16 protein-coding genes are annotated in these 14,031 nt (G+C 48.6%); 4 read left to right on the top strand and 12 right to left on the bottom strand.

Translation table 11 applies throughout. The annotated features are described in order from the left end of the window. Positions 1-45 precede the first annotated feature (45 nt). The gene (locus AM1_RS43105; RefSeq protein ID WP_012162309.1) at positions 46-282 is read right to left on the bottom strand and encodes a tyrosine-type recombinase/integrase; all 237 of its coding nucleotides are present in this window, start codon (positions 280-282) and stop codon (positions 46-48) included. Next, the gene (locus AM1_RS43110) at positions 167-415 is read right to left on the bottom strand and encodes a hypothetical protein (protein ID WP_049783706.1); all 249 of its coding nucleotides are present in this window, start codon (positions 413-415) and stop codon (positions 167-169) included. The genes AM1_RS43105 and AM1_RS43110 overlap by 116 nt, the downstream gene beginning before the upstream one ends. Positions 416-473: 58 nt before the next feature. Between AM1_RS43110 and AM1_RS07935 the strand changes: the two genes are divergently transcribed. After that, positions 474-1,892, top strand: a complete 1,419-nt coding sequence (locus AM1_RS07935; protein ID WP_012162310.1) for an IS4-like element ISAcma16 family transposase — start codon at positions 474-476, stop codon at positions 1,890-1,892. Here AM1_RS07935 and AM1_RS07940 read toward each other — a convergent pair. From AM1_RS07940 to AM1_RS07970, 7 genes are all read right to left on the bottom strand, one after another. Then, positions 1,876-2,058: a site-specific integrase gene (locus AM1_RS07940; protein ID WP_012162311.1), complete on the bottom strand. Its 183-nt coding sequence runs from the start codon at positions 2,056-2,058 to the stop codon at positions 1,876-1,878. The two genes, AM1_RS07935 and AM1_RS07940, sit on opposite strands and share 17 nt — an antisense overlap. A gap of 582 nt (positions 2,059-2,640) precedes the next feature. After that, the gene (locus tag AM1_RS07945) at positions 2,641-3,711 is read right to left on the bottom strand and encodes a RuBisCO accumulation factor 1 (protein ID WP_012162312.1); all 1,071 of its coding nucleotides are present in this window, start codon (positions 3,709-3,711) and stop codon (positions 2,641-2,643) included. A gap of 24 nt (positions 3,712-3,735) precedes the next feature. Continuing rightward, positions 3,736-4,986, bottom strand: a complete 1,251-nt coding sequence (locus AM1_RS07950; RefSeq protein ID WP_012162313.1) for an AAA family ATPase — start codon at positions 4,984-4,986, stop codon at positions 3,736-3,738. A gap of 110 nt (positions 4,987-5,096) precedes the next feature. After that, the gene (locus tag AM1_RS07955; RefSeq protein ID WP_012162314.1) at positions 5,097-5,723 is read right to left on the bottom strand and encodes a GDSL-type esterase/lipase family protein; all 627 of its coding nucleotides are present in this window, start codon (positions 5,721-5,723) and stop codon (positions 5,097-5,099) included. A 216-nt stretch (positions 5,724-5,939) separates the two neighbouring features. Next, on the bottom strand, positions 5,940-6,287 hold the full coding sequence (locus AM1_RS07960; protein ID WP_012162315.1) for a ribulose bisphosphate carboxylase small subunit: 348 nt from the start codon (positions 6,285-6,287) through the stop codon (positions 5,940-5,942). Positions 6,288-6,339: 52 nt separating this feature from the next. Continuing rightward, positions 6,340-6,741 (bottom strand): RuBisCO chaperone RbcX, encoded by a 402-nt coding sequence (rcbX, locus tag AM1_RS07965; RefSeq protein WP_012162316.1) that lies wholly within the window; start codon positions 6,739-6,741, stop codon positions 6,340-6,342. Positions 6,742-6,873: 132 nt separating this feature from the next. Beyond that, on the bottom strand, positions 6,874-8,304 hold the full coding sequence (locus tag AM1_RS07970) for a form I ribulose bisphosphate carboxylase large subunit (protein ID WP_010467950.1): 1,431 nt from the start codon (positions 8,302-8,304) through the stop codon (positions 6,874-6,876). Positions 8,305-8,947: 643 nt separating this feature from the next. Between AM1_RS07970 and AM1_RS07975 the strand changes: the two genes are divergently transcribed. Beyond that, the gene (locus tag AM1_RS07975) at positions 8,948-9,499 is read left to right on the top strand and encodes a GNAT family N-acetyltransferase (RefSeq protein WP_012162317.1); all 552 of its coding nucleotides are present in this window, start codon (positions 8,948-8,950) and stop codon (positions 9,497-9,499) included. 74 nt (positions 9,500-9,573) lie between these two features. On the opposite strand, the gene AM1_RS07980 is transcribed toward AM1_RS07975, so the two are convergent. The 3 genes from AM1_RS07980 to lnt form a co-directional block, all read right to left on the bottom strand. Beyond that, positions 9,574-10,476, bottom strand: coding sequence for a tetratricopeptide repeat protein (locus AM1_RS07980; protein ID WP_063710516.1), 903 nt, complete (start codon positions 10,474-10,476; stop codon positions 9,574-9,576). A 5-nt stretch (positions 10,477-10,481) separates the two neighbouring features. Next, a complete protein-coding gene (locus tag AM1_RS07985) occupies positions 10,482-11,168 on the bottom strand; it encodes a J domain-containing protein (protein WP_012162319.1) in 687 nt (228 codons plus the stop codon). Positions 11,169-11,297: 129 nt separating this feature from the next. Continuing rightward, positions 11,298-12,758, bottom strand: a complete 1,461-nt coding sequence (lnt, locus tag AM1_RS07990; protein WP_012162320.1) for an apolipoprotein N-acyltransferase — start codon at positions 12,756-12,758, stop codon at positions 11,298-11,300. Positions 12,759-13,057: 299 nt separating this feature from the next. On the opposite strand from lnt, the gene AM1_RS07995 reads away from it, so the two are divergent. Both AM1_RS07995 and AM1_RS08000 read left to right on the top strand, forming a co-directional pair. Beyond that, positions 13,058-13,381, top strand: coding sequence for a phasin family protein (locus tag AM1_RS07995; protein ID WP_012162321.1), 324 nt, complete (start codon positions 13,058-13,060; stop codon positions 13,379-13,381). A 61-nt stretch (positions 13,382-13,442) separates the two neighbouring features. Continuing rightward, complete coding sequence (locus AM1_RS08000) at positions 13,443-13,976, top strand: FKBP-type peptidyl-prolyl cis-trans isomerase (protein WP_012162322.1); 534 nt, start codon at positions 13,443-13,445, stop codon at positions 13,974-13,976. Positions 13,977-14,031: the final 55 nt, after the last annotated feature.

The following is a 14,031-nucleotide window of genomic DNA, read 5'->3' on the forward strand; positions in this document are numbered from 1 at the left end:
CTATCAATTATTTTTTGAAGATGCTCCATTAAAATCATTTGATATTTACAACTCCATCTCAAAGATCCGTGCCACATCCCTAGACTGAATCCCCAGATAAGCCATCGTCTGCTGCTGGGACTTATGCCCAAACGCCTCCATCACCAACGGAATCGGCGTATGCCACTTATACTGCCAATACCCCCACGTCTTCCGCAGCGTATGGCTTCCATAGTGACCCTTTAGCCCCACCAATCGACACCAGCGCTTCACCATATTCGTCACCGTCGGCAACCGGACCATGCAGACACCAGAACAGATAGTCTTCATCCTCAAACACCCGAGACCTCAACAACGACTGAATCACCGACACCGCCTTAGAATTCAACGTCACCAACCGATACCGGTCCGTCTTCGACTGTTTCAGATCAATCACATCCCCCACCCCCAGATCAATGGCACTGACTTAAGAAGTCAGGAAAAAGCTACAAGTCTTGATAGATATAGGATCAAGACTTGCACGCCATAAACTTCTGCCTTTCACTATGTCTGAGTCAGCCGAAATTCTCAAGCAGCAATTTTCCCAAAGCCTGGGTTTACCGTGGACAGATATCCTTCCAGCCTCAAGGTTAGAGGAACTCCTGAAAGAAGAAGCATTCTCCTATCGCAACCGGATATATAGCCCCATCGTTACGCTGTGGGCCATGCTTTACCAAGTGCTATCAGCCGATAAAAGCCTTCGTAACACAGTCAAATGCATCACGACTTGGCTCACAGCGGCTGGCATCCAACCGCCCTCATCTGATACCGGAGCCTACAGCAAAGCCAGAAGTCGCTTTCCAGAGTCACTGTTGCAACGTTTAATTCCCGAAAGCGCTGAGTGCTTAGCGCAACCCCTCTCCCCAGAGCACCTCTGGTGTGGTCGGCCCGTCAAGGTCTACGACGGAACCACCGTGTTGATGGCTGATAGTGCGGCCAACCAAGCATCATATCCACAACATGGCAATCAAACAGCAGGCTGTGGTTTTCCCATCGCTCGCTTGGTAGTGTTCTTCTGTTTGGTTACCGGTGCAGTGGCGTCAGCTTGTATTGCCTCCTGGGACACCAGTGAAATTGTCATGAGTCGTTTGCTCTATCAAGACCTTGAGGTCGGTGATGTGGTCATGGCGGACCAAGCTTATGGCAGCTATGTTGATCTAGCCATCATTCAACAACACAGGGCTGATGGAGTGTTGCGTAAACATCATGCTCGCAAGACTGATTTCCGCAAAGGCAACAAGCATGGCATTGGTGATCATCAGGTGACATGGCATAAGCCAGCCCAACGGCCTGAGCACATGAGTGAGCAAGATTTTGCCCTGATTCCTCAAACATTGGTCGTTAGAGAGGTGTGTTTGCGCTTATCCCTTAAGGGCTTTCGCGACCAGCACATTATTGTGGTGACGACGCTGCTGGATGCTCAACGCTACAGCGCTGGGCAACTGACTCGCTTGTATGGCTGGCGTTGGCCAGTGGCGGAAGTCAATCTGCGCCATCTCAAAACCACCTTAAAAATGGAGATGCTCAGTGCCAAAACTCCGGATATGGTGCGCAAGGACATTTGGGTACATTTGTTGGGCTATAACCTACTCAGAAGTCTCATGGAACTTGCGGCACCGCTAGCAGATAATGCTAGAACTCAACTGTCTGTGCAAGGAGCACGACAACACTTCAATCAGATGCTTGCTTTGTTGGCGACAGCCAACCGTGCGACCAGAAAGCGGTTGTTTACTCATCTACTTGAGACCATGGCAGCCGATCTATTACCCTCTCGACCGAATCGGCACGAACCGAGAGTCGTCAAACGCAGACCCAAATCTTTCCCGCGAATGCGACAACCTCGCTCTGCTCTCAAAGCTAAGCTAGCTGTTTGATTGAGCTTAAGTCAGTGCCATTGACCCCCAGATAGCGCACCTGGCTCGCCCTCAACGACAGCAGCTCATTCGCCCGATAGGCCGTATTAATCCCCAGCGTAAACAGACACAGATCCCGAGGACTCCACGACAACAGCTGCTTAATCCCCGCAATCGCTTTCTTCATCCGAATTGGCTCCACCTTAATCGAAGAATCCAACTTCGAATGATTCGGATTCGACCCCTTTGGCAACGGCATAACCTACCTAAAAAGTAATTAAGTTATTTCCCTTATCAACCTATAACTTAATCACCTCAAATTCCCCTCTCCCTCAACAAAAGCCCCAACCCCCACTCCATATCCCTTTCTCCCATAGAAGAGATGATTAACTAATGATGGAATAGTCAAACACCTCCGGTAAAACCGGAGGCTTGGAAGAACCCCTTAAAGGGGATTTTAATCGCTGGTCTTAAACTCTCACTTTTGATGTTGACGGCAGCACATCTCCATAACACGCTGTTGTCACACTGAAGTCTTACTATAAGGCTAAGGCTTGTGGGGTTTGCAACGCCCAAATTTTTGGATGAGGCTATGACCGCGGTAAAGGTTAAACCTTACGAGTCCTCCGGTTAAACCGGAGGCTTAAGCAGGATAGTTAATCATCTTCAGTCATGAAATTTCATGAGCTGATCAGTTTGTATCACTTACCGAGAATGTCTCGGTAAGTGATACAAACTAAATCGAAAACTTTAAAAATGCAGAAGATTTCTACTCATCCGTATGCCAAGGATCTTTAGTAAAATTTTCATCCAAAATCCGCTTGGGTCGCATCACTAAAACCACCTGCCCATAAAGTTTCTGCTCAGGAGCCTCCGCAAACCACTGCACCTGCAACTGCCCATCTGCCTCCACCAAAAAGTAACAGTCCTCATGCCACTGCCGCTGATCACGATCAATAATCACTAACACCTCCTCCGTTGGTCGAGGCAGATCTGGCCCTAAATCCTGTACCTGCGCTAACAACGCCACCGGATCCTCCGCCCGCAAAATCACCTGCCAACCCGGAACCGGAACCCAAGCACAAGTCCCTGAAAACTGCACCATCCCAAACGGTTCTTCTTCCTCAACCACCGGCACCGCCTTCAAATCCGCCAGCGTCAATGGCAAGTGCCCCATCACTGGCATCAACCGGGGCAACTCCTCCTCTGACTCCAGCCGGAAAAATGGCAGACGGGGAGCCTCTTTCGCCTTCACCACCGAGAAGTCGCTCAATAGCTGCTGTAACTGCTCCCGTGCCGAATCACTATGGGCATACTTTAGTCCTTGACCAATGAGTCGCGATCTCTCCTGCAAATCATCCTTTTGACGGGCAAAATACCAGCATCGGTAGGCCATAGCATCTCCCGGTGTATCGGTAAAACCCACCGGAGTCTCCGAGAGACGACTGAACTCCTTCATCGCCTTTGCGATCGCACGGGCATCATCTGCATCCAACTGCTTTTCTGCCGCCAGTGTGGCCGCTGCCGCGCGTTCCACCTGATTCAACACCCGAAACTCATAGAGAATATCGCTACGGCGCTCACCAAAATATTGGCAAGCCGCTTCTGCGCCCTTATCCTTCAGATTTTGATAGACCTGTCCCGCCACAATAATCTGGTTCTGCTGAATCGGTTCAATCCCAGATTCTTCAAAAATCTGCTGGGGACTATAGCCTGCTTTCTGGAGCTGCTGACAAGCCATACCCCAGTCCACCCAAGTTTTTTCCTTGCGACGCAGCATCAGTAAAAGCTGGTCAACATCAATATCAGGGCTAGATCCAGGGGGTGTAAAGGAAGTCATGGGCACAGGTCGCGATCAACAGAATTACTGGGGACGAACAATCAGTTCTTCTAGGGTACGGGTTTGGGTACGCGGATCATACCCAATCAACTTAATGTAACTTTGGGGATGATCTTGCAGACAGGTTTGCAACCCCGCCATGGCATCCGTCACCGTTCGAGGCGCTTGTGGCCAAGTCCAGCTACGCCAAACATTACCCGCCTTTTCCCGTTGCGTAGCGGTTTCTAGATTCAGTTGACTGCCCTGACGCATGGCTTGCTGAAACAGATGCTCAATCTCATGATGGGCAATATAGTCAGGCCAATCTCCCTGGGATTGAGGAGCGATATCAGCCTGGAGGTAGTGGTTTGCCTCTGGTTCAGATGGGGGCGGAGACGGTTTAACAGGTTCAGCCTTTGCTCCCGACAGGTAAGCTTGAGCCAAGCCAGCATGGTGCAGACGGTCTTGCTCGCCCACCATTGCCTCACCCAGATTAATTAAATAGTCCAACGTCAGAGCCGGGGGCTGGATCTGTACCTGTCGCTCAGGAGAATTGACCAAATAAGTAGAGACGTTGCCAATACCAAGATTGCGAATAAAGTCTCGCACCTGTTCGTCATAGATGCGCGATCTCAATGCCCCAAAAAAGTCGATGGCCTGGTCGGCAAAATGATTGACCAGCTGTTCAATCACAGAACTGGATAACCGATCCGGCTCAAAAATCCCCTGGACAATCCCCAACCGATCCTCATGGTTGGGCTGCCAATAGAACTTATCCATCCGCCCATCCCGCACCAGAGGAGCATAGAGGGTGGAAAAATCATTGCCCGTCACTAAAATCGGCACCCGGCGAATGGGCTGAGTATCGTAGCTACCCGGTAGCTGCACATCCGTGGGGTTATCGGCAATATTCATCAGGGTACCGTTCACCAGCTGGGTATTAACGGTATATTGGGTCGTCTGATCCATTCGACCCGCTCCCGCATCCAGGTCATTAATCAACAGCACACACATCTTGCCCCGAACCTTGATCAACTCTGCTGCTTCTCGATAGCGCATCCGAATCAAGCGTACCGGATCGCCCGCATCAGGACTTTCCAGCTCTCCCGCTGACATGCGCACGGGCTCAATGCCCATCTGCTCAAACAACAGTTCACACTGAAACGATTTTCCTTCTCCCTTGCGACCATGAATCCCCAATATCAAAGGCACCCGCAGCCCTGGCAAGTCCATAAAGTTCTTGGTGATATGGACCGCCAGTCGATCTAGAAATCGAGGCGATAGATAATAACCCATGGTCGAAGCTCAAATGTTGGGAGGGGCAAGGTGGATTAAAACATAGGGATATCACACCTAAAAATTAGGCCAACTTGAATTAATAGGTATAAACAAAGCTAGCTTAGTCCCTACTCTTCAGATCGATCGCGCTTAAACCAGTCCAGCCAAGCAGACCACTTCTGAATAATCACAGCCATTTCTGTATATCCTGTACTGCCCGGATGATAGCCATCTCTGGCCTTGATATCGTTTAACCAGATGCTGGAGCGCGAGAGAGGCGTCCAAATATCCAAATAGGGCACATCTAACTCTTGACTGAGAATGCCGAGGTTCTCGGAGAGATTTTTGACTCGCTCATTATGGTCAGGATCTGCGATCGCAGGCGGACCTATCATCAGAATCGGATATCGCAGCTTTGCCGTCCTAAAAATGCGCCGCGCATTCTCCAGGGACAGGGGCATATCAACCCGACAGTGATCATATTCTTGGGCCGTATCATTTACCCCAAAGCTAAAGACCACTCGACCATTGGTGCCCGCCGGACAGCGCGCTTGAACTTCCGATAGCCACCGGTCTTCAATATCAGCGCTCGTACTTTGGCGAACTCCCAAGTTATAGCTGGTGAAATCATATCCTCGCCGATACATCGTGGCACAGATACGTCCCGTCCATCCCAAACAGCCCAGATCACCCACCCCGTTAACAAATGAATCCCCCACAAAACAAATCCGCAGATCCTTGTCGTCTTTCGGCATGATCCAAATACCCAATCACTATTGCTAAGTCATATAGGCTTTACGGCAATTGTCAAGGTATTGGCAGCAAACTTTTACAAGTATCCCCCTTACCTTGTGCATGAAGCCTTATCCACTCGTGTCAGCCTGTCAGCACTCCTGACAAAAAGGAGGAGAGGTAGGTTAACCTACCTCTCCGTTCAGCTCAGAAAGCTAATACCCTATTCACACTAGAGTTTAGTAGGGGCGGTACCCACTATTGCTACCCGGCTTATGAACAATAAAGCTCATAACTTGGCACTGGCGGATATTGTCAAATCCAACCACCCGCACATACTTGTCAGAGTACTCAGAGCGGCACTCATCAATCTCATACAAAACATCCTGAACAGAAGGATTTTTGAATAGAGGCAACTTCCACATGGTCCAGTAGTATGCGGTCGGCTCAGGAGAATCGTTAAACTCGATCCCTGCAATATAGCCTTGATCCAAAATGTACTGAATTTGACGACGAATCTGCTCGTCATTCAGGGGAGGCAAGTAGGAAAAGGTCTCGAAACGTCTTTCTATGGGTAAAGTTCTCATGGTTTTATCCGTAGTATTTCCATCAAAAAACTGCAAAAAAGTTTATGGGCGTTCAATCCAGCTCTTCGTCAGCATCTGCTTCAAGCTCATCACCATTAGAAGTGGACTCGGGTGTGGACATTTGGGTCATTCGCTCTAAGAGCTGACGTCGATGTCCCACATTCGATTCTTGAATTCCGGTCTTAACCATCTCTGGCAGGAACTCAACGACTTCCTCTGCTAAATGCTCTCTCACCGTTAACAACCGCAACGCTAACTCTCGATTCTCTTGCATGAGTGCTTCGAGGTAAAACTCACCGTCTTGAATTCGATCCGTCGAAGAAAACTCCGACAACCAAATTCCTAAGCCAGGATTAGTCTCATAAAGCTGAGTCACCACTAACTTGGCCGCTTGATAGGTCAAATAGCTGATCAGCACTTGGGCTGTATCTTTGGCAACTCGTTTTTGATCCATGCAATCCAACACATCCCCAATTCAAACAGGGATTAAATATTGCGTTGAACAGTTAAGGGAGAAAGGAAAGGAACGTCCATCTTCCTCTATCTGTTCAGGGCAAAGGTAGCCTTTGCCCTGGCTTCAAGGGAATTAGACTGTATCCATTGCCTCGAATTCGAACTTAATCTCTTTCCAGACTTCTAAGGCAACAGCCAGTTCAGGACTCCACTTAGCAGCTTCACGGAGAATGTCGCCACCTTCACGAGCCATGTCGCGCCCTTCGTTACGAGCTTGGACACAGGCTTCAAGCGCAACCCGGTTAGCCGTTGCACCTGGTGCACAACCCCAAGGGTGACCCAAGGTTCCACCACCAAACTGGAGCACAGAATCATCACCAAAGATCTCAACTAGGGCAGGCATGTGCCAAACGTGAATACCACCCGAGGCAACAGCCATAACGCCGCCCATAGAGGCCCAGTCCTGAGTGAAGTAGATACCACGAGACAGATCTTTCTCCACATAGTTCTCACGCAAGAGATCCACAAATCCCATGGTGATGCCTTTTTCACCTTCCAACTTACCCACAACCGTGCCGGTATGGATGTGGTCACCACCAGACATGCGGAGACACTTCGAAAGGACACGGAAGTGCATACCATGGTTCTTCTGACGGTCAATCACAGCGTGCATGGCTCGGTGAATATGAAGCAGCACACCATTATCACGACACCAGTGGGACAGAGTAGTGTTAGCGGTAAAACCACCAGTGATAAAGTCATGCATGATGATGGGCATTTCGAGTTCTTTAGCAAACTCAGCCCGCTTCAGCATTTCCTCACAGGTGGCAGCGGTAACGTTTAGATAGTGACCTTTAATCTCACCGGTTTCTGCTTGGGCTTTATGAATCGCTTCAGCCACAAAGAGGAAGCGATCACGCCAGCGCATAAAAGGCTGAGAGTTAATGTTCTCATCATCCTTAGTGAAGTCAAGTCCACCGCGTAGACACTCATAAACAGCTCTACCGTAGTTCTTCGCGGATAGACCTAACTTGGGCTTAATGGTGCAACCCAACAAAGGACGGCCATACTTGTTGATCTTGTCACGCTCAACCGTGATTCCGTGAGGAGGACCTTGGAAGGTCTTCATGTAGGCAACTGGGATACGAATATCTTCAAGACGTAAGGCCCGAAGTGCTTTGAAACCAAACACGTTACCCACAAGGGAGGTCAACAAGTTGACGACTGACCCTTCCTCAAACAAATCGAGGGGATAGGCAATATAGGCAATGTACTGATTATCTTCGTTGGCAACTGCTTCGATGTCGTAGCAACGGCCTTTGTATCGATCCAAATCGGTTAACAGGTCAGTCCACACAGTGGTCCAGGTTCCTGTTGAGGATTCAGCCGCAACAGCAGCACCAGCTTCTTCGGGAGGAACACCTGGTTGAGGGGTCATCCGGAAGGCAGCGAGGATATCTGTATCTTTTGGGGTGTAGTCCGGCGTGTAATAGGTTAGCTTGTAGTCTTTAACGCCAGCATCATATCCGGCCTTTGACTGAGTTCTAGTTTGTGAATAGGACATGTTGCTCTTGAACAACCTCATCTAAACGTGATAAATCCCGGACAAAACAACTGAGGCTAACTTTTCAGGTAGCCCGCAAAAAATGTTGAATTTTATCCTGCAAAAATCGCCTAATGCCAACTCTTCAACGGCAAGCGAATCATAGCTTTCCTTAAGATGGCCGCCTTGAGAGGAATACTGGAGAAAGATATTTCCAACAGAAATACTCTGGAATTGGCTAAAACTCAATTTACCAGAGATTGCATAAGTTTAACTTTGGAGGTTTTGAACCTTTTGATAAGTAAATCTTATTCAATATAAGTGGATTAAGCGTATTTCATCTTTACAAGGATTCACATTAGCAAATGTAATTACCCTCACACAACTCAGGCTTCGCTTAATTTATCTCAGGCTGATAAATTTTTAGACTTTTTTAAGTATCGCCTCTAACCCTTGCATATACAGGGCCAGCAGGATAGACGACTCAAATCCCCCGATTGAATGAATGTGTAGTAATATTACGACTCCTCACTGTCCTCAGAAAAAGGAGTAATTCCACCATGAAATCCCATGCCGACGGTGACCTGGCTTATACTAACTTAAGTGGCCTTTTGTAAAAAGAATTTAGGCCATTCGTTACACTTAGCACTTAAAACACTCCTGCATGGGTTTTTGGAAAAGCTTATTTGGTAGCTCAAACGGGGCGTCTGCGCAGACCTTAGCCCCTGCAAATGGCTCGATCGGGACAGCTCTGTCAATTTCCAGCAACGGGCGAGGCTCCAAATCGGCCCAATCTAAAATTACTTTTAGTAAAGATCGTGAAATTGATCTGTATGAACTAGAAGAACTTTGCGACGCTGTGGGCTGGTCCCGTCGCCCCATTCGCAAAGTCAAAAAGGCCCTCAAACATAGCTTTATTGTGGTCTCCATGTGGGAACAACGGGGCAGCTACAATCGCCTTATTGGGTTCTCTCGGGCCACCTCCGATCACACGTTTAACGCCACCATTTGGGATGTCGTCGTTCATCCTGACTTTCAAGGCCAAGGTCTGGGCAAAGCCTTGATGAAACAGATCATCAAGGAGTTACGGCGCGAGGATATTAGCAATATCACTCTTTTTGCTGACCCCCATGTCGTCAACTTTTACCGAGATTTAGGCTTTATGCCTGACCCAGAAGGGATTAAAGGGATGTTTTGGTATCCCAACTTTCGGTAAGCCAGCGCTGCAGTCCTCAGGCACTCCATGTGGCGACTCTTAGCTGTTGCCATCCCAAGGAATCTCTCTCAGCTTCAGTGAGAGCTATCCCCTAATACATCCACAAACTTCTGCAGCCTAAAATAGGCTTCGATATAGACAGGGTTTAACTGCATTGCCTGCTCTAAGGCAATACTGGCCTCTGGGTACTCCCCAAATTCAAAATGGGTTACAGCCAAGCCTAGAAAGCTCTCAGCATGCTGAATATTTAGTTGGGTGGCTTGCTCAAAAGCTGTCATTGCTTCTTCTTGAAACCCAATTTGAAACTGGGCTAGCCCCAACCCATAATAGGCAGCATGCAAGTAAGCGTTATAGTGAATCGCTTTTTGGTAAGCTAGGGCAGCCTCATCATAATTTTGAATGCGATACAGAGCGCTCGCCAGATTGCAATAGAGTTCAGCATTCTCAGGAGCATAGTCCAAAGCTTGGTTATACACAACAACCGCTTCGACAAAATTTCGAAATTGATACAAAACACTGCCCAAGCCGTTGTGGGCTGCAGCTAAAGTGGGCTGCTTTTGAATCGCTTGCTTAAAATTATCCTTTGCCCCAACATAATCTGCTTGCTCATACTTATGCAGCCCTCGCCGCAGCCAAACCATCGCCCAAGAGGTTTCATCCGTCTCTTCTGGATTGAGAGTAGGTTGACTCGTAACGGTCGGTTGAACCAGAGTCAACCCCTCTAAAGGGTCCGGTGGGAACGGAGATTCAGGTTGTTTAGGATTTTGATAGCCTGCAGTAACCGGCTCCTGTTCATTCTGTGGTGGTTTGTTTTGACCTTCGGATTCAGAGACAGAATTGACCAGATCGTCTTCAATTTCATTCGCCAGATGTAACCCACGTTTAATCAACGAGGACATCTGATCGTCAACACGAACATGAAGAGATGGAAGATTGAACTTACCCTGCTGGGACTGTTCATGGGGCCCCTCCACCATAATCTCTATCCCATTTTTTCCTTAAGCTCAGTCAACTGTTGCTGTGCCATCAGGATTTCTTGATCAAAGCGATGAGACATTTCTAACAAGAGATCCTGCCCTAGTTGTTCTAGCTTCACGGCCTTGATCCGCAGTTGATGCAAATCTGATTGGGACAGCTGCTGCAATTTATCTTCAATCAACTGCAACCGCTGTCGACTTTGAGCTATTTGGCGAATCGTCCGGATTAAATCCGCCGTTATCCCTTCCCCTTGAACCGAGTCTGGGCTACTTTCCCAATCATGCAAAATTGCCCGAAGCCGATCTTCATCCCCCGATTCATAAGCTCGATTCACTAAGGCCATCAGTTGCTCGCGGCGGGCGCGCTCTTCAGGGTCCGTCGCTAGGTCAGGATGAATCCGTTTAGCCACTTCTCGATAGAGCTGTTTTAGACGGGCAGAGGGCCGAAAGTTGTGGTTAGAGGCCATCAAAGTTAAGTATTTTGAAATTTGGGCATTAATCCGCTCTAATTCCTCTTGACGGATGCCCACAACCTGCATGTAGCGATATTCAAACGAGTGGAGTTCAGCCTGAAACGTAGCCAGCTCCAGCTCCCGTTGCGCTAACTGAGCTTCCAAATCCATTAGCTCTGACTGCTTCTGCTGGAGTTCTAGCTCTTCTGGCGTCGATTGACGAACAAGACTACTACTCATTGACTTTGAATCGTGATGGGAGGAGATACTATTAAATCGAGTTGTGTTCAAGATAGAGAGCGTACCCTAGGGAAATGGCAAATGATGCTGCCATACCTCAGTTGAAAAGCCAGTTTTATCTAACTTAGCTTACTTACTGGTGTTGATGAAAGAGGGAAAGCCCGCAATCATACTGAGTGCCACCAAGCTAGGTAAGAACCAATTTCCCCACTGTACATATAAAGTCTGAGTTTGACGGCGGTAAATGGTGGCAGCATGGGTAGCAAACACCAGAGGCTGTGAGCGCCACAAGGTTTGGCCATGGGGGTTAATCACACCAGAGTAACCAGTGTTCGTCGAACGAACGGTCCACCGATCGGTTTCTATCGCTCTCATGACGTCATGGGCATGGTGCTGAGCCATCATCCGAGCATTGTAAGGATCGTTATTGGAGGCCGTCAGAACAAACTCTCCGCCTTGAGCGGCTTGCTTTTGAAACAGTTGCGGAAAGGCGGAATCAAAACAAATCCCTGCGATCGCAGGTCCCCAAGGGGTCAAGAATTGTTGATCAGGCTTCCCTAAATTCATCTGGGTACTCACGGGGGTCAACCGACCGATTAACCTACCCAAAATGGATTCAAAGGGAATATATTCACCTAGGGGCACCAGCTTAATTTTGTTATAGCGGCTAAAGATGCTGCCATCGGCCAAAACGGTAATTAAACTCTGAGTGATGCGATGGTCTTCGGGCATAAAACTCCCAAGCCAGGCCACCACCTGTTTATCTTGAATGGCCTTAACTAAGGGGGGCTGGTCTCGCCATAGAAAGGGAAACGCCCCTTCTGGTGTGAGTACTGCATCAACGCCTTGATCGGCCAACTGCCGATAGCCCGCCTCATAATTCTGACGCCCCAGTTCAAGACCTTGCTTAAATAATTTGATCCGCGTTGGGATATTACCTTGAATAATGCCGATGTTAAGGGCGGTGTCCTGCTCCATCTGCAATGGCTGCAGGTACAGGCTCAAGCCTAATAGATGTAAACCGATAAAAAGTGCGATCGCAACACTGCGATACCGCCACCGATCACGAAGGGCTATCCAGCTTTCTGCTAAACAGCCATTAACCATGACTAATGCAGCCACAATAACGGTCGGGCCGGATATCCGCCCCAAATGCAGGATGATCAGATTCGCCGGGCTTTGAGTATAAGAAATCGGCGTCCACCACAAGGGCGATTGAGTCCAGAGCCACTCCAAGACCATCCAAGCCGTTGTTCCCACCAAAATTCGGTGGTAAACAGGGATTTTTGCCCCTATCCAGGCCATCCACCCAGACCATAAAGCAGCAATCAACGCCCCATAAACCGTTACAAACATCCAGCAAGCCAACGCAATCGTCAGACTTGCCCACCAAGACAGCCCCATCCATGTCAACGGATGCAAGCCCGTTACCCACGACACTGCAGCCCCCTGATACCCTAGTCCCCACGCGAAACCTAGCCGCATCGCCAGCCAAACCCGCCCCTGAGCACGGTTAACGTACATCCACAGGGGGACCAAAGCAATCCATGCGAACCACCAAGCCCCCACGGGGGCGGGAATAATACCCATCCCTAAGCCCGAGAGAAAAACGATACCAAACCCTCGCCATTTAGCCGTAGAGATTTTCGGTCGAATACGATCTTGAACAATATATTTCACGTATATTCTGAAGCTTGCAGTAAAGTCTGCTGGCAGTTTAACCTGATTAAGTTTTTCCTGATTCAGGTCTCCATTACGTACGTTAGGCCAAGCTCTAGGTCAATAGCCACCGTACTATCCCTACTTTCGAGAAGACCTTTAACTTCGCTATGCTGAAGTTCAACAACCACCGTAATTTTCACACCTTCATTCCCAAACCCGAGGTTTTCATGGACAACAACAATTTCCTCAAGCAAATGTTGATGATTGGGGTCGGAACCACCTCCTTTGTCGCGGATAAACTAAGGGAAGTCAGTGATCAGTGGGTCAATGAGGGAAGGCTCAATCCCGAACAAGCCAAAGCTTTTGTAGATGATCTTTTACAACAAATGCGCTCAGACCCAGGAGACTGGGAAGCTCAGATGGAGCGACAGGTTCGCAACATGATGCAAGATTTAGGCTTAGCCAGACAAGCCGAAGTGGACGAATTACGCGGTAGGATTGATCGACTGGAGCGACAAGTGCGAGACTTAGAAAATAAGCTTTGGCGATAGCCTCCTCAATCAAAACCAACCCTTCAAAGCATCACCATCCTAAAACGATCGGAGGAATACCTTGCGTAATATCTTAATCAGTTTCGGGATTCTCCTTGTTTGTAGCGCCGTTTTGGTCATTGCCCAAATCACGAACGGTACACCCGAAGTATCCGCAGAACCCTTACAAACAGATAACCTGACAACCGTTGCTGCTATTTCTGTTGCCCAAACTCCCACATCTGACATGCATTCAACTGACACTGAAGATTCCGATTACACCACCACTGCATCTGGCTTGCAATATCGCGACTTAGTAGAAGGCACAGGTGAGCAACCTATGCTAGGCCAAATGGTCGTCGTTCACTATACTGGCACCTTAACCGATGGGAGTAAATTCGATAGCTCTCGAGACCGCGGACAGCCATTCTCATTCCCCATTGGTAAGGGACGAGTTATCAAAGGTTGGGACGAAGGTGTTGGCACCATGAAAGTAGGTGGTCGCCGAGAGCTAGTCATTCCCCCTGATTTGGGTTATGGCTCAAGAGGCGCCGGTGGTGTCATTCCTCCCAATGCCACCCTAGTTTTTGATGTTGAATTACTGAGAATTCAGTAGCTAAAACCTTATAAAAAGCACAAATGCGCCCGATTTATCTATAGTTCGGGCGCAT

The organism is Acaryochloris marina MBIC11017, from assembly GCF_000018105.1.
Taxonomy (GTDB): domain Bacteria; phylum Cyanobacteriota; class Cyanobacteriia; order Thermosynechococcales; family Thermosynechococcaceae; genus Acaryochloris; species Acaryochloris marina.

What these genes read in the sequence shown, in the direction of transcription:
- AM1_RS43105 (WP_012162309.1), bottom strand. Translation starts at nt 282, where the DNA reads ATGGTCCGGTTGCCGACGGTGACGAATATGGTGAAGCGCTGGTGTCGA.
- AM1_RS07940 (WP_012162311.1), bottom strand. Translation starts at nt 2,058, where the DNA reads ATGAAGAAAGCGATTGCGGGGATTAAGCAGCTGTTGTCGTGGAGTCCT.
- AM1_RS07945 (WP_012162312.1), bottom strand. Translation starts at nt 3,711, where the DNA reads ATGACTTCCTTTACACCCCCTGGATCTAGCCCTGATATTGATGTTGAC.
- AM1_RS07950 (WP_012162313.1), bottom strand. Translation starts at nt 4,986, where the DNA reads ATGGGTTATTATCTATCGCCTCGATTTCTAGATCGACTGGCGGTCCAT.
- AM1_RS07955 (WP_012162314.1), bottom strand. Translation starts at nt 5,723, where the DNA reads ATGCCGAAAGACGACAAGGATCTGCGGATTTGTTTTGTGGGGGATTCA.
- AM1_RS07960 (WP_012162315.1), bottom strand. Translation starts at nt 6,287, where the DNA reads ATGAGAACTTTACCCATAGAAAGACGTTTCGAGACCTTTTCCTACTTG.
- rcbX (WP_012162316.1), bottom strand. Translation starts at nt 6,741, where the DNA reads ATGGATCAAAAACGAGTTGCCAAAGATACAGCCCAAGTGCTGATCAGC.
- AM1_RS07970 (WP_010467950.1), bottom strand. Translation starts at nt 8,304, where the DNA reads ATGTCCTATTCACAAACTAGAACTCAGTCAAAGGCCGGATATGATGCT.
- AM1_RS07975 (WP_012162317.1), top strand. Translation starts at nt 8,948, where the DNA reads ATGGGTTTTTGGAAAAGCTTATTTGGTAGCTCAAACGGGGCGTCTGCG.
- AM1_RS07980 (WP_063710516.1), bottom strand. Translation starts at nt 10,476, where the DNA reads ATGGTGGAGGGGCCCCATGAACAGTCCCAGCAGGGTAAGTTCAATCTT.
- AM1_RS07985 (WP_012162319.1), bottom strand. Translation starts at nt 11,168, where the DNA reads ATGAGTAGTAGTCTTGTTCGTCAATCGACGCCAGAAGAGCTAGAACTC.
- lnt (WP_012162320.1), bottom strand. Translation starts at nt 12,758, where the DNA reads ATGGGTATTATTCCCGCCCCCGTGGGGGCTTGGTGGTTCGCATGGATT.
- AM1_RS07995 (WP_012162321.1), top strand. Translation starts at nt 13,058, where the DNA reads ATGGACAACAACAATTTCCTCAAGCAAATGTTGATGATTGGGGTCGGA.